Source organism: Streptosporangium canum (genome assembly GCF_900113865.1).
GTDB classification, from domain to species: Bacteria; Actinomycetota; Actinomycetes; order Streptosporangiales; family Streptosporangiaceae; genus Streptosporangium; species Streptosporangium canum.
Map to the genome: position 1 here is coordinate 17,059 of NZ_FOQY01000016.1, position 17,712 is coordinate 34,770.

The 17,712-nt window shown below is 71.6% G+C and carries 14 protein-coding genes; 4 read left to right on the plus strand and 10 right to left on the minus strand.

Annotated elements, in window-relative coordinates; translation table 11 throughout:
• Window positions 1-99: 99 nt before the first annotated feature.
• The gene (locus BM085_RS23000) at window positions 100-1,563 is read right to left on the minus strand and encodes a sugar ABC transporter ATP-binding protein (RefSeq protein ID WP_177245236.1); all 1,464 of its coding nucleotides are present in this window, start codon (window positions 1,561-1,563) and stop codon (window positions 100-102) included.
• Window positions 1,564-1,858: 295 nt separating this feature from the next.
• Here BM085_RS23000 and BM085_RS23005 point away from each other — a divergent pair, with 295 nt between their 5' ends.
• Together BM085_RS23005 and BM085_RS23010 are read left to right on the plus strand one after the other, a co-directional pair.
• A complete protein-coding gene (locus BM085_RS23005) occupies window positions 1,859-2,959 on the plus strand; it encodes a LacI family DNA-binding transcriptional regulator (protein WP_093889010.1) in 1,101 nt (366 codons plus the stop codon).
• Window positions 2,956-4,374 carry a rhamnulokinase gene (locus BM085_RS23010; protein WP_093889011.1) on the plus strand — a complete coding sequence of 473 codons (1,419 nt, stop codon included), beginning with the start codon at window positions 2,956-2,958 and terminating at the stop codon, window positions 4,372-4,374. Before BM085_RS23005 ends, BM085_RS23010 begins: the two co-directional genes overlap by 4 nt.
• 66 nt (window positions 4,375-4,440) lie before the next feature.
• Here the strand turns inward: BM085_RS23010 and BM085_RS23015 are convergent, their stop codons facing one another.
• The 6 genes from BM085_RS23015 to BM085_RS23040 form a co-directional block, all read right to left on the minus strand.
• On the minus strand, window positions 4,441-6,324 hold the full coding sequence (locus BM085_RS23015) for an ABC transporter ATP-binding protein (RefSeq protein ID WP_093889122.1): 1,884 nt from the start codon (window positions 6,322-6,324) through the stop codon (window positions 4,441-4,443).
• A gap of 505 nt (window positions 6,325-6,829) precedes the next feature.
• On the minus strand, window positions 6,830-8,077 hold the full coding sequence (gene fmdA, locus BM085_RS23020) for a formamidase (RefSeq protein WP_093889012.1): 1,248 nt from the start codon (window positions 8,075-8,077) through the stop codon (window positions 6,830-6,832).
• Between the two features lie 110 nt (window positions 8,078-8,187).
• Window positions 8,188-8,835 carry an AmiS/UreI family transporter gene (locus tag BM085_RS23025; RefSeq protein WP_093889013.1) on the minus strand — a complete coding sequence of 216 codons (648 nt, stop codon included), beginning with the start codon at window positions 8,833-8,835 and terminating at the stop codon, window positions 8,188-8,190.
• Window positions 8,836-9,020: 185 nt separating this feature from the next.
• Window positions 9,021-9,296 (minus strand): FmdB family zinc ribbon protein, encoded by a 276-nt coding sequence (locus tag BM085_RS47450; protein WP_093889014.1) that lies wholly within the window; start codon window positions 9,294-9,296, stop codon window positions 9,021-9,023.
• Window positions 9,297-9,697: 401 nt separating this feature from the next.
• Complete coding sequence (locus tag BM085_RS23035; protein WP_093889015.1) at window positions 9,698-10,945, minus strand: MFS transporter; 1,248 nt, start codon at window positions 10,943-10,945, stop codon at window positions 9,698-9,700.
• A gap of 266 nt (window positions 10,946-11,211) precedes the next feature.
• A complete protein-coding gene (locus tag BM085_RS23040; protein WP_177245225.1) occupies window positions 11,212-12,489 on the minus strand; it encodes an aspartate aminotransferase type Ic in 1,278 nt (425 codons plus the stop codon).
• A gap of 175 nt (window positions 12,490-12,664) precedes the next feature.
• On the opposite strand from BM085_RS23040, the gene BM085_RS23045 reads away from it, so the two are divergent.
• Complete coding sequence (locus BM085_RS23045; RefSeq protein WP_177245226.1) at window positions 12,665-13,555, plus strand: DUF4429 domain-containing protein; 891 nt, start codon at window positions 12,665-12,667, stop codon at window positions 13,553-13,555.
• Between the two features lie 144 nt (window positions 13,556-13,699).
• Here BM085_RS23045 and BM085_RS23050 read toward each other — a convergent pair whose 3' ends face one another.
• Together BM085_RS23050 and BM085_RS23055 are read right to left on the minus strand one after the other, a co-directional pair.
• Entirely contained in the window at window positions 13,700-14,431 is a 732-nt protein-coding gene (locus BM085_RS23050; protein WP_093889016.1) for an HNH endonuclease family protein, read from the minus strand.
• Window positions 14,432-14,558: 127 nt separating this feature from the next.
• The gene (locus tag BM085_RS23055) at window positions 14,559-15,527 is read right to left on the minus strand and encodes a magnesium transporter CorA family protein (protein ID WP_093889125.1); all 969 of its coding nucleotides are present in this window, start codon (window positions 15,525-15,527) and stop codon (window positions 14,559-14,561) included.
• A gap of 140 nt (window positions 15,528-15,667) precedes the next feature.
• Here BM085_RS23055 and BM085_RS23060 point away from each other — a divergent pair, with 140 nt between their 5' ends.
• Complete coding sequence (locus BM085_RS23060) at window positions 15,668-16,195, plus strand: hypothetical protein (RefSeq protein WP_093889017.1); 528 nt, start codon at window positions 15,668-15,670, stop codon at window positions 16,193-16,195.
• A 161-nt stretch (window positions 16,196-16,356) separates the two neighbouring features.
• Here BM085_RS23060 and BM085_RS23065 read toward each other — a convergent pair whose 3' ends face one another.
• The gene (locus BM085_RS23065; RefSeq protein WP_093889018.1) at window positions 16,357-17,595 is read right to left on the minus strand and encodes a benzoate/H(+) symporter BenE family transporter; all 1,239 of its coding nucleotides are present in this window, start codon (window positions 17,593-17,595) and stop codon (window positions 16,357-16,359) included.
• Window positions 17,596-17,712 lie beyond the last annotated feature (117 nt).

A 17,712-nucleotide genomic window follows, 5' to 3' on the forward strand; every position in this document is an offset into this window, starting at 1 on the left:
TTCCGCCCCGCGGGAACGCCCCGCGTCTCCGCGGGGGCTCCGGAACCACCGGCCGTACGACCGGTGTGCCGTGCCCGCCGCCTGTCTCGCCGCGCTCGATCACGAGGCCCTCCCGGTCGCTGCGGTCATCACGCTCTCCTCGGTCGCCCGATCCCGCGGGATCTCGGCGACCAGCCGCCCCTCCTGCATGACCAGCACCCGGTCGGCCATGCCGAGCACCTCGGGCAGGTCGGAGGAGATCATCAGTACGGCGAGCCCGTCGGCGGCCAGCTGGGACAGCAGCCGGTGGACCTCGGCCTTGGTGCCCACGTCGATGCCGCGGGTGGGCTCGTCGATGATGAGCACCTCGGGCCGGGTGGACAGCCACTTGCCCAGCACGACCTTCTGCTGGTTGCCGCCGGACAGCACGTTCACCGCGTCCGACAGCCGGTTGAACTTGAGCTGGAGCCGGATCGCCCAGTCCCGGGCGCGGTCCCGCTCGGCGGCCCGGGAGATCACCGGACCGCGGCGCAGCGTCTTCAGGCCGGTGAGGCCGATGTTGCGCTCGATCGACTGGTCCATCACCAGGCCCTGCTGCCGCCGGTCCTCGGGGACCAGAGCCAGACCGGCGGCCATCGCGGCGGTCGGGGAGGCGGCCGGCAGCCGCCTGCCGTTCACCTCGACGGTCCCGGCGTCCCAGCGGTCCACACCGAAGATCGCGCGGGCGACCTCGCTGCGCCCCGCCCCCACCAGCCCGGCGAGCGCCACGATCTCGCCCCGCCGTACCTCGAAGGAGACGTCGGTGAACACGCCTTCACGGGTGAGCCGCCCGACCCTGAGCGCCACCTCCCCGACCGTGGTCTCCTGCTTGGGGTAGAGGGTGTCGAGGTCACGGCCGACCATCCGGCGGATCAGGTCGTCGTGGGTGAGCCCGGCCACCGGCTCGCTGGCGATCCAGCCGCCGTCGCGCAGCGTGGTGACCCGCTGGCAGAGCTCGAAGATCTCGTCCAGCCGGTGGGAGATGAACAGCACCGCGCAGCCCTGCTCACGCAGCGCCTTGACCACGTTGAAGAGCCGGGCGACCTCGTTCCCGGAGAGCGCCGCGGTGGGCTCGTCCATGACGAGCACCCGGGCGTCCCGGGAGAGCGCCTTGGCGATCTCGACGAGCTGCTGGTCGGCGATGGACAGGCCGCGGGCCGGCTGCTCGGGGTCGAGTGCCACACCGAGCCGGGTGAACAGCTCGGTGGCCCTGGCGTGCATCGTCGCGCGGTCGATGCGGCGGAGCGCGGCCCGGGGCTGGCGGCCGATGAAGATGTTCTCGGCGACCGACAGGTCGGGGAACATCGTGGGCTCCTGGTAGATCACCGCCACACCCGCCTGCTGGGCGTCGGCGGGGTTGTGGAACTCCACCGGCTCGCCGTCCAGGAGGACCTGCCCGGTGTCCGGGCGGTGCACGCCCGCCAGGGTCTTCACCAGGGTGGACTTCCCGGCCCCGTTCTCCCCGGCGAGGGCGTGCGCCTCGCCGGCGAACAGCTGGAGGGAGACCTCGCGCAGCGCCCGCACGGCGCCGAACGCCTTGCTCACCCCGGCCAGGGCCAGGACCGGAGGGGCCTGTTCGGGGGGCGACCCGAGCGGCGCCTCCCCTCTGCCCGGTTCACTCACCGCGCCACACCCCTTCCCTGACCTAAAAACGTTTTAGAGAGTTGACGGGACGCTAAACCGAGGATCCGGCCATGTCAATGGGGCATGAAGGGCCCGTTTCCAATGCGTTACGTCCCCCATCAGGGACGGAGTGGCGGACCGGTCCGCGGCGTGTTTGGATAAGGTCGCCGCCAGACCGCCTAACACGTTTTAATAGAGACCGATCCGAGGAGGGTGGTTGGGGACTGTCAGCATCAAGGAGGTCGCCCGGCTCGCACGGGTGTCTCCCGGCACGGTCTCAAACGTGCTCAACCGGCCGGAGCGGGTGGCCCCCACGACCCGGGAGCGCGTCCGGCAGGCGATCCGCGAGCTCGGCTTCGTCCGGCACGGCTCGGCGTCGACGCTGCGCGCCGGGCACAGCCGGACCATCGGGCTGTCGGTCATGGACATCGGCAACCCGTTCTTCACCGACGTCGCGGCCGGAGCCGAGGACGTCGCCAGCGACCTCGGCTACGCGGTGATCCTCGGCAACTCGGCCGGTACCCGGTCCAAAGAGGAGCGCAACCTGCTCGTCTTCGCCGAGCAGCGGGTGCGCGGCGTGCTCATCACCCCCTCGGACGAGGCCCTCGGGCCGCTCGACGGCCTACGCGAACGCGGCATCAGCGTGGTGCTCGTCGACCATCCCGCGCACCGGCCCGACCTGTGCTCGGTGACCGTCGACGACGTGGCGGGCGGCCGGCTGGCCGTCGCCCACCTGCTCGATCTCGGCGTACGGAGGATCGGCTACCTCACCGGCCCGCGGACCATCCGGCAGTGCCTGGACCGGGGGCGCGGCGCCGGCCAGGCCCTGGCCGCCGCGGGCCTGGACCCCGAGACCGTCCTGGAGACGATGGAGGCGCCGGCCATGACCGCGCGGGCCGGACAGGAGGCGGCAGAGAGGCTGATCGCCTCCGGCCGGCTCCCCGAGGCGATCTTCTGCGCCAACGACCTGCTCGCCCTCGGCGTGCTCCGGGGCCTGCTCCAGGCCGGGGTCGGCGTGCCCGGCGACGTGGCCCTGATGGGCTACGACGACATCGACTTCGCGGCGGCCTCGGCGGTGTCGCTCAGCTCGGTCCGGCAGCCCACCTACCGGCTCGGGCAGATCGCCGCCGAGCTGCTGCTGGAGGAGTGCGGCGACCCCGGCGCGCACGCGCACCGGCAGATCGTGTTCCAGCCCGAGCTGGTCGTCCGCGAGTCCACCGGCGGGCCGGGCAGGACCGCGGCGACCACCCGACGACGAGCGTTGACTTGCTCCCCGGCGCCGAAACCCAGGGACTCCACGCTCAAGGAGATTCGATGAACGTTTACGCGGCGGTCGACCTCGGCGCCTCCAGCGGGCGGGTGATGACCGCGCGGATCGACGGCGGGCGGGTGCGCCTCACCGAGGTGCACCGGTTCGCCAACCGCCCGGTCCGGGTCGGCGGCACCCTGCACTGGGACATCCTCGCCCTGCACCGGGGTGTCCTGGACGGGCTGCGCGAGGCCGGGCCGGTCGACTCGGTCGGCATCGACTCCTGGGCGGTCGACTACGGCCTGCTCGACGGCGCCGGAAGGCTCATCGGCAACCCGGTGCACTACCGCGACGAGCGGACCGCCGGGATCATGGAGCGGGTGGCCGCCGAGGTAGGGGCCGACGCGCTCTACCAGGCCGGTGGCCTGCAGTTCCTGCCGTTCAACACGGTCTACCAGCTGCTCGCCGAGCCGGACCTCGACCGCGCCGAGACGCTGCTGATGATCCCGGATCTGCTGACCCACTGGCTGACCGGCTCCGTCGGCGCGGAGGCCACCAACGCCTCCACCACCGGGCTGTACGACGTGCGGACCGGCGGCTGGGCCAGAGAGCTGACCGAACGGCTGGGCCTGCCCGCCAGGATCCTCCCGGAGCTGCGGCAGCCGGGAGCCGCCGCCGGGACGCTCCGCGCCGAGGTCGCCGCGGAGACCGGGCTGCCCGGCTCGACCCCGGTCACCGCGGTGGCCTCGCACGACACCGCCTCGGCGGTCGCGGCGGTGCCGGCCGACACCGACCGGTTCGCCTACATCTCCTCCGGAACCTGGTCGCTCGTCGGCCTCGAACTCCCCCGGCCCGTCCTGACCCCGCAGAGCCGCCTGGCCAACTTCACCAACGAGGGCGGCCTGGACGGCACCATCCGCTACCTGCGCAACGTGATGGGCCTGTGGATCCTGCAGGAGTGCATGCGCGCCTGGGGCGATTCCGACCTGGCCGGGCTGCTCGCCGCCGCCGCGCAGGCCCCGCCGTTCCAGGCGGTGTTCGACCCCGACGACCCGGCCTTCCTGCCGCCCGGCGACATGCCAGCCCGGATCGCCGCGTTCTGCGAGCGCACCGGCCAGCGGCCCCCGGCCGGCCGGGCCCAGGTCGTGCGGTGCGTGATGGAGAGCCTCGCCCTCGCCTACCGCCGGGCGGTCCGCGACGCCGTACGGCTCAGCGGCCAGGAGGTGGAGGTCGTGCACGTGGTCGGCGGTGGCGCCCGCAACACGCTGCTCTGCCAGATGACCGCCGACGCGACCGGCCTGCCGGTGGTCGCCGGCCCGGTGGAGGCCGCCGCCCTGGGCAACGCCCTGGTCCAGGCCCGCGCCCAGGGCGTGGTCTCCGACATCCGCGCCCTCGTACGGCAGGGCGAGCGGCTCGTCACCTACCACCCCAAGGGCGAGGAGGAGTCGTGGGCCCGGGCCGAAGCCCGGCTCCCCGGCCGCTGAACGACGCGTCCCGGCCCTTGCGCCGACGGGTCGGCGGGTTGGCGGGTCAACGGGTCGGCGGACCGGTCAGTGGACCGCCTCCCTGACGGACGGCTGGTCGAACTGGGTCCGGTAGAGCTCCTCGTAACGGCCGCCGGCGGCGAGGAGATCGGTGTGCGTGCCGCGCTCCACGATCCGCCCGTCCTCGATCACGAGGATGAGGTCCGCGGCCCGGACGGTGGAGAGCCGGTGCGCGATCACCACCGAGGTCCGCCCGGCCAGCGCCTCGCCCAGCGCCTCCTGCACCGCCGCCTCCGAGGTGGAGTCCAGGTGAGCGGTGGCCTCGTCGAGGATCACCACCCTGGGGCGCGCCAGCAGCAGCCGCGCTATCGTCAACCGCTGGCGCTCTCCGCCGGAGAGCCGGTATCCGCGTTCGCCGACGACGGTGTCCAGGCCGTCGGGCAGCGCCTCGACGAGGTCGACGAGCCGGGCGCGGCGCAGCACCTCCCACAGCTCCTCCTCCGGCGCCCCCGGCCGGGCCAGCAGCAGGTTCGCGCGGATCGACTCGTGGAACAGGTGCCCGTCCTGCGTCACCATCCCGAGCGTCTCGCGGATCGAGTCGGCCGACAGGTCCCGGACGTCCACCCCGGACAGGCGCACGGCGCCCTCCTCGGCGTCGTAGAGCCTCGTGACCAGCTGCGCGATCGTCGACTTCCCCGCGCCCGACGACCCCACCAGCGCCACCATCTGCCCCGGCTCGGCACGGAACGACACCCCGTGCAGCACCTCGACGCCGCCGCGCGTGTCCAGGGTCGCGACCTCCTCCAGCGACGCGAGCGACACCTTGTCCGCGGACGGGTAGCCGAACCGCACCGCGTCGAACTCCACCGACACCGGCCCCTCGGGCACCCGCCGGGCGTCCGGCTTCTCGGTGATCAGCGGCTTGAGGTCCAGCACCTCGAAGACCCGCTCGAAGCTCACCAGCGCGCTCATCACCTCCACCCGCGCACTGGCCAGGGCGGTCAGCGGAGCGTAGAGGCGGGTGAGCAGCAACGCCATCGCGACGACGGCGCCCGGCTCCAGCTGCCCCCTCAGCGCGTAGAACCCGCCGAGACCGTAGACGACGGCGAGGGCGAGGGCCGAGACCAGCATCAGCGCGGTGACGAACACCGACTGCACCATCGCGGTGCGCACCCCGATGTCGCGCACCCGCCGGGCCCGCGTGAAGAACTCGGCCGACTCGTCGGCGGGCCGGCCGAAGAGCTTCACCAGCGTCGCCCCGGGCGCCGAGAACCGCTCCGTCATCTGCGTGCTCATCGCCGCGTTGTGGTTGGCCGACTCGCGTTCGAGCCGCGCCAGCCGGGTGCCCATCCGCCGCGCGGGCAGGACGAACACCGGCAGCAGCACCAGGGCGAGCAGGGTGATCTGCCAGGAGGTCCCGATCATCACGATGAGCGTGAGCACGAGCGTCACGAGGTTGCCGACCACGCCGGAGAGGGTGTCGCTGAAAGCCCGCTGCGCGCCGATGACGTCGTTGTTCAGCCTGCTGACCAGCGCGCCGGTGCGGGTGCGGGTGAAGAAGGCGATCGGCATGCGCTGCACGTGGTCGAAGACCGCGGCGCGCAGGGCGAGGATCAGGCCCTCACCGATGCTCGCCGACAGCCACCGGGTCACCAGCCCGAGCCCGGCCTCCGCCACCGCGATGACGGCGATGAGCGCCGCGAGCCTGACGACGACGTCCACCGCCGCGCCGTTGACGATCGCGTCGATGACCCGGCCGGCGAGCACGGGGGTCGCCACCGCCAGCGCCGCCGTCACGACGCTGAGCAGCAGGAACCAGATCAGCAGTCGGCGGTGGGGCCGGGCGAACACGGCGATGCGCCGCAGCGCGGCCATGGAGAACGGCCGTCGCTCCTCCTGCGCGTTCATCGCGTGGTACAGCGATGTCCACGCGGTCACTTCCATGTCCATCGCGTTGTCTCCGAGGTCTGGGGGATGGTCTCCGACGATCCCACGGAGCACCGACAGAATCCGGGGTGCCGCGGACCGTCTCCGCGGACACGGCGGATCACGCCGGATGGCCGTGGCGATCGTCACGGTCGCCGCGATCACGTTCCGCGCCGCCGTGGGAGGTCCACTGGGGAGCCACGGCGTCGCCGGCGTTCCCGGACGGCGACCTAAGAGGAGACTAAGACCTCAACATAGCTTGAGGTCAACCTCCGCCGCCGGCGCCCCGACGGCCGGGGCAGCCGGAAGACCCGCACCACGACGGCTGAGCCGGCCCAGACAGCCGAAAGGCCCGCCCCCACCGGGAGGCGAGCCCATGGATCCGCTCGGCGGGCGCGGCGAGACCTCTCGTCCGAGCCCCGGACGAGGGGGCCGAGGCCACAGCCGCCACGGGCGCGGTGATTCCAGGACCGCGGACTCGGGGACGGCCGCGGTCTCCGGAACCTCACACCCCGCTACGTCCTGCCGGTCAGGACGTCACCGCGCACTGCCCTCTGTCCTTCTTGACGGGTCCCTCCGCGTTCGGGCGCACGTCGAAGTCGAAGATCTCGGTGGGCAGGTAGAGCGAGCAGCAGGCGTTGGGGATGTCGACGATGCCGCTGATCCGGCCCTCGATGGGCGCCGACCCGAGGAGCAGGTAGGCCTGCTCGCCCGTGTAGCCCCACTTCTTGAGGTATTCGATGGCGTTGAGGCAGGCTCGCCGGTAGGCCACCGTCGCGTCGAGGTAGTAGTTCGTGTTCGTGTCGTGGTCGACCGAGATGCCGATGAACGACATGAACTCCGAGTACCGCGGCTCGACGTTGCCGGGCATGAAGATCGGGTTGGTGGTGACGCCGTACTTCTCCATGCCGCCCTTGATGAGGTCCACGCGGAAATCGATGAAGCCCCCCATCTCGATCGCCCCGCAGAAGGTGATCTCGCCGTCACCCTGGCTGAAGTGCAGGTCCCCTCCCGAGAGCTTGGCGTCCTTCACGTGGACGGGGTAGAAGACGCGTGCCCCGCGCGTGAAGTTCTTGATGTCGTGGTTGCCGCCGTTCTCCCGTGCGGGAACGGTGCGGGCCCCCTCCCTGGCGATCCGGTCGGCCACGTCGCCGGTCGCCGTTCCGGCGAGGGCGTTGTCACGCAGCGGCGGCAGGCCCAGGGCCGGGACCCGGTCGGGGTCGGTGTCGATGAGAGCCTGCTCGCGCTGGTTCCAGCTGGCCAGCAGCTCCGCCGACGGCGCCGTGCCGAACAGCCCGGGGTGGGTGATGCCGGCATACCGGATGCCGGGCAGGTGGCGAGACGTCGCGTATATGCCGTGGAAATCCCAGATCGCCTTGTAGGCGTCCGGGAAGTAGTCGGTCAGGAAGCCGCCGCCGTTCACCTTGGCGAACACCCCGGTGTAGCCCCAGCCCTGGCCCGGCGCGTCGCCGATCTGCTGGGGCACCGGACCGAGGTCGAGGATGTCGACCACCAGGAGATCTCCCGGCTCCGCTCCCTCCACCCCGATGGGGCCGCTCAGCATGTGCGCGACGGTGAGGTCGACGTCTCGCACGTCGTTGGCCGAGTCGTCGTTGTGTAACTGCGCGTCGGTCCACTCACGGCATTCGACGCGGAACTCGTCCCCGGGCCGCACCATGGCGACCACGGGTATGTCCGGATGCCACCGGTTGTGGCCTGGCACGGCCTGGTCACGCATCGACTTCGACTGGTCGACGCTGAACACGACTTCTGGCATGACGGTTACTCCTCTTGGATCGGATACGCGGTGATCGGGCGTCGGCGGGTCGCATCACCTCCTCCCCGCAGCGGTCCTCACCGGCCCGCCGGGAACGGTTGGCGGGCGGGCTAGTGGGCGGCGATCGTCTCACCGCCGGCGGGCCCCGCCCGGCTGGAGAGCGCCCCCCGCTTCCTCGTCAGCGGCCAGAGCGCGCCGAACACCACCACGCCGAACACCAGCAGGAGGGTCGCGATGACGTTCTGGTTCCAGCGCTGCCAGTAGCCGATGAGGATGAGGAACGCCGGGATGGCCGCCGTGACCCATCCCTCGATCGCCGTCACCCAGCCCGTGTAAGTGGTCAGGTGATCGAGCTTCAACCCCAGCAGCAGGAAGAACAGCAGCCACAGGAACGACCAGTAGAGCCAGATGACGGCGAAGGGCCTGTCATTGAGGACCCGGAAGTTCGCGAACGCGTAGCCGAGCGCCATGATCGCCACGAACAGCGAGAAGTAACCGATCCCGGTGGTGTCGAACCCACCGAGCAGGCCGATCCCCACATACAGGTAGGTGAACCCGAACAGGAAGATCCCCGACGCGTTGAGGATCACGTCCGGCCTGCCGTTGGCGGTGATGATCAACACGGTGGGCGTGATCACCTGCAGCGCTCCGACGAAGAGGTTGAAGATGCCCGCGGCCCGCGGATCGACCTTTCCCAGGAGCATCAGCCCGTTGATGAACAGCACCGCGCCGACGTAGAGCAGTCCGACTGCTCCCATCCGTGACACCCCCTAGTGTCGGTGATGGGAATTCAAGATGGGCAACGTGATCCGTCTACGCCATGCGGTGACACGACCGTGCCCATGACCGTGTCAGCCGTGAAGGCGGCTGGAGGCCGGCTTTCGCCGAGCTCCAGGCCTCGCCGGGGGGACGTATATGGACATGTTGTGCCGTGTTCCGCCGCTCACGGACGCGGCAGGCGCGCCAGTGCCGGATGCGGTGGCCGTGGAGGGCGCCGGCCGGGGACACCGGAGACGACGTCGGGCGAATCCCGGCTCCGCTCGTCGCGATCGAGCGCGGCGGACAGCGCCGGGTGCACCCGGGAGAAGCCCGGCGGGGAGAAGACCCGAGGGGCGCCGCGCCCGCACGTGGAGCAGTCATGAGACACCGGCGCGGTCCCCATAGGCAGCCGGACATCGAACCGTCCGCAAGCCTGACAAAGATATTCATAGGTTGCCATAGGCACCTCCACTCCGCCTGCCCGGGAACGGAGCCATGCGTGCCCGGCTCTCCGGCTGGCGGGACCACGGATCCGCGACGGATCGGGTCGACAATTCTGGACTACCTGAAGCCAACCGGCCTGTCAAGACCCGAACAGGAGAGCCCCCACGACGCCCCGGCACCCATGAAGAGGAACATAACCGCAGGTCAGACACGCTTTGGCGGCCGGCTCCGCCAGGGCCTCGCGGGAGGCTCTCCGGTTCGGGTGGAAACGCTTTCCCGGGCGGGTCGTCGTCCGTTTCTCCGACCCGCGCAAGCCGACAAGCACTCTCATTCCCCCTTCGGGAGGCTGATCCTTGGAGTTCCCCCTTCGGGAGGCTGATTCTTGGAGAAGCGGAGGTCAGCTTGGCGAAGCGGAGGTCAGAGGGAGGGCGCCTGCCGGAGGGGGACAGCGGTGGAGACGGCCGCCCGGTTCCGTTCCGCCCAGCGTACGGCCGGCCCCATGGCGGAGCCGGCCAGCAGGAACAGGCCGCCCAGCAGGAGCCAGCCCGGCGGACCCCAGGTGATGATCAACGTGGTGAGCAGGAGGGGGCCGAGCATCCTCGCGACGGCCGTGCCCGCGCCGAAGAAACCCTGATACTGGCCCTGCCTGTCCTGCGGGGCCAGGTCGAACCCGACCTCCCAGGCACCGGCGGCGTGCATCATCTCGCCGAGCACCTGCAGGCAGGCGGCCACGAGCAGGGCGGCTCCGGCGGCCCACGCCGAGGATCCGGCCGCCGACAGCGCGAACACCACGCACGAGGCGAGCATCACCAGGCCCGCCTGCCGTACGGACCGGGAGGCGGTGCTCAGGCCGGTCACCCGCCGGGCCACCCGCACCTGGAAGAGCACCACGCTCAGCGTGTTGAGCACCAGCAGCGCCGAGACCGTCCAGCTCGGCGCCGCGGTCCGCTGCACGATCCACAGCGGGATCACCAGGCTGAGGAGGGGCATGTAGAGCAGCATGATCATGTTGAGGAGGGAGATCAGGGCATAGGGCCTGTCCCGGAGCACCGCCAGGGCCGGTTCACCGGCCGGGGCGGGGGGCGAGGGCGGCACGGCGGGGAGCCGGAGCAGCACCAGGGCGGAGACCAGGAAGCTCAGGGCGTCCATCGCGAAGACCGCCAGATACGCCTGCCGGGTGTCGAGGTGCAGGGCCAGCCCGCCGAGCGCCGCGCCGACCGCCAGCCCCGCGTTCACCGTCGCCTGCAGATGGGCCCGGACCCCGGTCCGCCGCGCCTTGTCCACCAGCCCGGCGAGCAGCGCCTGCCGGGCGGCCCCGAGCCCGCACTGGCAGCAGGCGTAGAGGCAGGCGACCAGGATGAACAGGGCGAAGGACGTGACGGACAGGAACGAGCCGACCGCCGCGCCGGTCGCGACGGCGAGCAGCGCCGCCGTGCCCCGGGCGCCCCACCGGTCGGCGAGATGCCCGAGCGGGACCCCCGCCACGGACCCGAGGGCCCAGCCGAGGGTCAGGGCGAAACCGACCTGGGTCGGGGAGAGCCCCACGATCCGGGTGAAGTACAGCGCCGAGCACACGTAGTACGCGCCGTCCCCGAAGGCGTTGGCCAACTGAGCCAGGGCGAGAACCCGGGGCGGGCCGGAGGGCGGGAGGATCCTGCTGGACATGTGGCTCCTTGGTCATCACCGCTGAGCCGGGTGATGCGGACGCCGTCACCGCGTCCCGCTCCTCGCCCGCCGTGAGCGCCGTACGGCTCACACCCCGCTGTGCAGCTCACACCCTAGGAAGCGGGCCGGCCCCTCCATAAGAGCCAAAATCCAGCGGATCGACTGGGCCACTTCGGCCGGGTCCGAGCCGGGTCCGAGCCCGATCCGAGCCGGGTCCGAGCCGGGTCCGAGCCGCCGCCGGGGACGGCGGCGGCCCGGCCGCGTGACTATCGGGCCTGCTCCAGCAGCTTCTCGGTCCCGACGAGACGCACGCATACGGTCAGACCGGCGATGGCGAGCTCCACCTCGTCCAGCTCCGGGTAGGTGGGCGCGATGCGGATGGTGCTGTCACGGGGGTCGTCGCCGTACGGGTGGGTGGCGCCCGCGGGGGTCAGCGCGATGCCCGCCTCCGCGGCCCGGCTCACCACCTGGCGCGCGCAGCCCTCCAGCACGTCGAGACCGATGAAGTAGCCGCCCGCGGGGTTGGACCAGGACGCCAGGCCGGTGCCGCCCAGTTCCTTGGTGAGGATCAGGTCCACCGCGTCGAACTTCGGCCGGATCAGCTCCCGGTGGCGGCGCATGTGCTCCAGGACGCCGTCCTCGTCGCGGAGGAACTCCACGTGGCGGAGCTGGTTGATCTTGTCGGGGCCGATGGTCCCCTTGGCCATGTGCCCGAGCAGCCAGGCCACGTTGGCCGGGGACGAGCCGAAGAAGGCGACGCCGCCGCCACTGAAGGTGATCTTCGAGGTGGAGCCGAAGACGAAGGCGCGGTCGGGGTTGCCGTTCTCCCCGCACAGCGCCAGCAGGTCGGCGATCTCCACCGGCGTGTCCGTGAGGTGGTGCACGGCGTAGGCGTTGTCCCAGAAGATCCGGAAGTCCGGCGCGGCGGCGGGCATGGCCGCCAGGCGGCGCACCGTCTCGTCGCTGTAGGAGACACCGCTGGGGTTGCTGTACTTCGGCACGCACCAGATCCCCTTGACCTGGGGGTCTTCGAGCACGAGCCGCTCCACGACGTCCATGTCGGGGCCCTCGGCGGTCATCGGCACGGGGATGAGCTCGATGCCGAACCGCTCGCACAGGGCGAAGTGGCGGTCGTAGCCGGGGACCGGGCACAGGAACGCGATCCGCGGCTCCTCCACCCACCGGCGCTCGGCGCCGGGCACCCGGCCGAGCAGGGCGTGAACGATGGAGTCGTGCATCAGCGAGAGGCTGGAGTTGCCCGCGGCGATCAGCTGACCGGCGGGCACCTGCAGCAGGCCGCCGAACATCTCCCGGATCTCGGGGAGGCCCTGCAGCCCCCCGTAGTTACGGCAGTCGGTGCCGTCCGCGGCGGTGTGCCCGCCGGGAAGGGTCAGCAGGGCGGAGGCCAGGTCGAGCTGCCTGCCCGACGGCTTGCCCCGGGTGAGGTCGAGGGAGAGGCCTCGCTGGACGAGCGCGTCGTAGTCGCGCAGGGCGCGATCGCGCTGCGCGGTCAGCTCGTCGAGGTTCAGGGCCGAAAAGCTCACGGGGTTTCCTTCGCCTGCAGATCGCGGGTGGACGTCGTCGCGGATGGCCTTTGAAGAATAGAAGACCTCCGGGCGCGACCGGAAACCGGCCCACGGCCGGACCGCATGTCCCGGAAGCCCGCCCGGCATGTCCGCGAAGCCTGCCCGGCCGTGGCCACCGCCGTAAGATCCGGGTATGGCGGAGGTCATGGTTAGGGACGGGACATGGACGTTCGACGGCGAGATCCTGCGGATCGTGCCCAGCCGCGATCGAGGTGTGAACAAGCTGCGGCAGCTCCTGGGCGAGGTGGCGGTCCCGCTGGCCGCGGTGGCCGGCATCGCCTATGAGCCCGGCAAGAAGGGCGGGCGGCTGCGGCTGCGGCTGCGGGAGGGCGCCGACCCGTTCACCCAGGCCTCGCGCGGGCGGATCTCCGACTCGGCCGACCCCTACCAGCTGGCCGTCGACGCCGGCCGCACCGGCGTCGCCGAGTACTTCGTCGACGAGGTGCGCAACGCCCTGGTGATCGAGCAGGTGCCCGACGGGCCCAGCGACCGCTACCTGATGCCCGGCCCCGGGGTGCCGCTGGCCGTGGCGGGAGGCGACGGCACCGCGACGTTCGACGGCGAGTCGTTCCGCATCGAGTGGAACTGGGCGGTCGAAGGGGCCAAGAGGTCGGCGGGCTCCCAGCGGTTCCCGCTGAAGGACCTGGTCGGCGTGGAGTGGATCCCGTCCGCCGGTCTGGAGAACGGGCACCTCCGATTCACCATCAGGGGCTCGATGCACAAGCTGGCCCCCAAGCACGACCCGCACTGCCTGCTCCTGTGGGGCCTGGAGAAGGAGACCCGGACGGCCGCGCTGTTCGTCGCCGCCGTCCTCGCCCGGCTGCCGCACCCCTCCGGCGCCGCGGAGCCGCAGCCCGCCCTCGACGCCCCCGCACCGGCGGCCCCCGCCGCCCCCGCCGGTGGCGACGACGACCCGGACGCGCTCCTGCGCCGCCTGCGCGAGCTCGGCGACCTGCACCGGGACGGCGTGCTCACCGAGGAGGAGTTCACCGTCGCCAAGCAGGCGCTGCTCCGGCGCTTCTGAGCGGGACCGGCCAGGCGCCTGCGAGCGGGACCGGTCCCGCGTTCCCGTCAGGCACCGCTCCGGCGCTTACGGCCGGGAACGGCCCGGGAGCCTCCCGGACGGGGCCGGCCAGGTGCTCGCGAGTGCCCGGCGGCCGGACACGGCCTAACGGCACTGGGCGAGCATGACGGCCTTGTCGGCCCTGGTGACCGGCAGGCCGTACTTCAGGGAGACCTGGGCGAAGCGCACGACATAGGCGCAGCGGATCCGGCGCAGCGGCGGGAGCCACGAGGCCGGGCCCGAGCCGCCCTTGGCCTGGTTGGCGTCGCCGTACACGGGGATCAGGTTGAGCGGGTCGTTGGCGATCCGCATCCGCTTGGCCATCGGCCAGCGTGAGACGCCCATCCGCCACCCGTAGGACAGCGGGACCACGTGGTCGACCTGGACCTGGTCCGCCCGCTGCTTGCGCCAGCGGATCGTCCTGCCGGTGTAGGGGTCGCGCAGACTCATCGCGATGACGACGCAGTCCGACCCACGGCGGTATCTCACCTGCTCGCCGTCCCGGGCGAGCAGGTCGTTGCGGGTGCCGCAGCCGTTGCGCGCGTACGGCACGCCTCTCGCCGTGTCCGCCCAGTTGGCCCCGTACCGGGCCCGCGTGTAGCCGGTCTTCGGCCCCATCCCCCTGACCCGCAGCCTCTTGATCAGCCTGAGCGCCGCGATCCTGTCACGCGCCGACCGGACCGGGGCCAGGCCCGGCCGGGTGCCGCGCGGATTGTCCAGCGGGGCGGCTCTGGCCCGGCTCTCAGGAGCGGCTCTCGCCCTGCTGTCCGCCGGGCTCACCAGTGAGAACATCACCGCGGCGCCCAGAACGACAGTGACCACCCCCCGCGTGCTCACCCATGCCTCCACAAAGGATTACGGGCCAAGACATAACTGATCCCCGCAATTCCCTTGGTTTAACATCGATCGCTGTGACCCGTCGTTCACACCCCCGTCACCCGGACGGGAAACCTCCGGCGGCCGGCTAGAGCCAGCCCTTCTTCTTGAAGATCAGATAGAGGATGGAGGAGGCCACGAGGATGGCGGCGGTGGAGGTCCAGAAGCCGAGCGGCTGGCTGAAGCCGGGATACGGCACGTTCTGGCCGTAGAATCCGGTGATCATCGTGGGCACCGCGATGATGGCCGCCCAGCTCGTGATCTTCTTCATGATGTCGTTGAGCCTGAACCCCTGCTGGTTGATGTGGGCCTCGCGGACGTTGCCCACCAGCTCCCGCAGGGAGTCGGTCCACCCGGCGGCACGCAGCGTGTGGTCGTAGAGGTCCTGGTAGTAAGGGGTCAGCGCGGGATCGAGCATCTCCACGCCCTTGCGGAGCAGGCTGCCCACGACCTCGCGCATCGGCACCGCCAGCCGCCGGAACCGCACCAGGCTCTTGCGCATCTCGTAGGTCTGACGCTGGATGTGCAACCGGTCGGCGTCGTTGTCCTCGAAGAGGTCGTCCTCCAGCGCCTCGACCTTGTCGTCGATCACCTGCAGCACGTCGAAGTAGCCGTCCACCACGTAGTCGAGCAGGCCGTGCAGCAGGTACGGCACGCCGTACCTGGCCATCTCGGCGTTGGCGTCCCAGCGCCTGATCACCGCGTCGATGTCGAAGTTCGGGCTCTCCCTGACGGTGACCAGGGCGTTCTTGGTGACGAAGATCGATATCTCGGTGAGTTCGAGGCGCTTGCCCACCAGCTTGGCACCGTAGACGGTGATGAACAGGTGGCTGTCGTAGGTGTCCAGCTTGGGACGCTGGTCACTGTGGAGGGCGTCCTCGACGGCGAGCCGGTGCAGGCCGAGCTCCTCGCTGATCTTCCCCAGATCCGCGGACGAGGGCGAGCACAGGTCGAACCACACCACGACGGACGGGTCTCCGATGTGATCGGAGACGTCGTCGATGGGGAAACCCTCGGCCTTCAGGACGCCGTTGCGGTAAAGGCGAGTGCGGTCCATGTCCGCCACAGTAGCCCGAGGCCCGTGGGGCTGAGCGATCTCCGCCACGTTTTCCGCCGACCGCCCGCGGCCGGTGAATAATCCGGCGGTTGCGGGGCAGCAGCGGTTACGCCAACAGACGCAGCCCGAGATGAGGTCACATGATAGTGCTGGGACTCCTCCTGATCATACTCGCGGGCGCGGCCGTGGTCGCGGTCTCCTGGGACGAGGCCGCCACAGCCACCACCCCCGCGTCTTTCACGGTCTTCGACCAGACGATTCAGCTCTCCCAGCTGGAGTTCTTCTTCGCCGGCGCCGTCACCGGGGCGCTGTTCCTGCTCGGGCTGGCGGTCATGTTCAGCGGCATGCGCCGCTCCGCCACGCACCGCCGCAAGCTCCGCAGCTCCCGGATGGAGGCGCGCGACCGCGTCGCCCGCCTGGAGGAGGAGAAGCGGGAGCTTGAGCGCAAGCTGGAGACGACCCCGGCGGCCCCCGTCGTCGACCGTGACCGCGACGGCGTCGACGACCGCAGCGAGACGACGGCCCGCCCGCAGGTCGACCGTGACCGCGACGGCGTCGACGACCGCGGCGAGACGACGGCGCCCCACTCCCGGGTCGAGGTGCCCCGTCAGCACAGCACCGACCAGCTCGTCGCCGGTCGCCACGGCCGCCCGGGAGACGGCCGGTAACCCGCCCCGCCCCACGCCTCCGCCGGTACGGCACGCGTGCCGTACCGGCGGAGGCTTCCGGCCACGATGATCTTCTCCCCACCGGCCGGTCCGCTCGACGATCGGCATCGGGTACGGCATGGGCGCCATCGCCCGGCTCGCCCGGCCGGACCTCGTGCCGATCACAGCCGGCTGATCCGGGCCCCTTCGCCGGCCGCCCCCTCCTCGGGCGCGACCTCTCCGGACGCGGTCTCCCCAGGTGCGGTCTGCGGGGCCTTCCTCCTGCGGTGCAGGAACGTCATCGCCCCTCCCGCGACCAGTCCCCAGAACGCCGCGCCCACCCCCAGCAGGGTCAGCCCCGACGCGGTCACCACGAACGTGACCACCGCCGCCTCCCGGCCCTGCGGCTCGGCCACGGCGGCGGTGATCGCCGAGGCGAGCGCGCCGATCAGGGCGAGACCCGCGACGGCCTCGATGAGCACCGGCGGGGAGAGCAGGACGAGCGCGGTGGCCAGACCGGAGCCGACGCCGAGGACGATCATCGAGGCCCCGGCGGTGACCGAGGCGATCCACCTGCGGCCCGGATCGGGGTCGGCGTCCGGGCCGGCGGTCAGCGCCGCGGTGATGGCCGCCAGGTTCACCGCGTGCCCGCCCAGAGGCGCACCGAGGGTGCTGGCCAGGCCGGTGCCGAGGAGGATGCCGCGCAGCGGGGGGCGGTAGCCGTACCTGGCGAGGACCGCCATGCCCGGCACGTTCTGGGAGGCCATGGTGACCAGGAACAGCGGGAACGCGATACTGATCATGGCCGCGGCGCTCCAAGACGGGGCGGTCAGCTCGACCACCGGGCGCACGTCCACCGTTCCCAGGCCGGGCCCGGTCAGCGCGATGGCCACGACGGCGACCAGCAGGGCTCCCGGGATCGCCCACTTGGCCGCGGAGCGGCTCAGCAGCGCCCACGTGAGCACGGCGGGACCGGCCATCAGCGGCACCTCGCCGAGGGCCCGGACCGGCGCGACGCACAGGTTGAGCAGGACTCCGGCGAGCATGGCGCCGGCGATCGGGGTGGGGATGGCCGCGATCCAGCGTCCCAGCGGGGGGAAGAGCCCCGCGGCGGTGATGAGCAGGCCGGAGACCACGAACGCGCCGACCGCGGCGGGGAAGCCGCCCTCCACGGCGCCGGTCGCGACCAGCAGCGCCGCTCCGGGCGTGGACCAGGCGATGGTGATCGGCACGCGCTGCCGCAGGCCCAGCCAGATCGCCACCACGCCGTTGGCCAGGCAGAGCGCGAGCAGGCCGGACGTCGCCTGGTCCTGGTCGGCGCCCACCGCCCGGAGCCCGGCCAGAACCACGGCGAAGGAGCTGGCGAAACCGACCAGCGCGGTCACCACCCCTGCCAGCATGGGCTGAAGAAGGCGTGCCATCCCTGCCGTCCTTTCCGCGCTTCCCCGGCAGCCTTCGATCGGCCCGGACCATCCGTGACTCACCGCGCCCGTCCCGCGCGCCGACGCCCGTTCCGTAAACGGAACGGGCGCCGTGCT

Bases quoted from the DNA above. Each gene is read 5' to 3' on its own strand.
- BM085_RS23045 (WP_177245226.1), top strand. From the start codon at position 12,665: ATGGCGGAGGTCATGGTTAGGGACGGGACATGGACGTTCGACGGCGAG.
- BM085_RS23065 (WP_093889018.1), bottom strand. From the start codon at position 17,595: ATGGCACGCCTTCTTCAGCCCATGCTGGCAGGGGTGGTGACCGCGCTG.
- BM085_RS47450 (WP_093889014.1), bottom strand. From the start codon at position 9,296: ATGGCAACCTATGAATATCTTTGTCAGGCTTGCGGACGGTTCGATGTC.
- BM085_RS23060 (WP_093889017.1), top strand. From the start codon at position 15,668: ATGATAGTGCTGGGACTCCTCCTGATCATACTCGCGGGCGCGGCCGTG.
- BM085_RS23035 (WP_093889015.1), bottom strand. From the start codon at position 10,945: ATGTCCAGCAGGATCCTCCCGCCCTCCGGCCCGCCCCGGGTTCTCGCC.
- fmdA (WP_093889012.1), bottom strand. From the start codon at position 8,077: ATGCCAGAAGTCGTGTTCAGCGTCGACCAGTCGAAGTCGATGCGTGAC.
- BM085_RS23010 (WP_093889011.1), top strand. From the start codon at position 2,956: ATGAACGTTTACGCGGCGGTCGACCTCGGCGCCTCCAGCGGGCGGGTG.
- BM085_RS23055 (WP_093889125.1), bottom strand. From the start codon at position 15,527: ATGGACCGCACTCGCCTTTACCGCAACGGCGTCCTGAAGGCCGAGGGT.
- BM085_RS23015 (WP_093889122.1), bottom strand. From the start codon at position 6,324: ATGGACATGGAAGTGACCGCGTGGACATCGCTGTACCACGCGATGAAC.
- BM085_RS23025 (WP_093889013.1), bottom strand. From the start codon at position 8,835: ATGGGAGCAGTCGGACTGCTCTACGTCGGCGCGGTGCTGTTCATCAAC.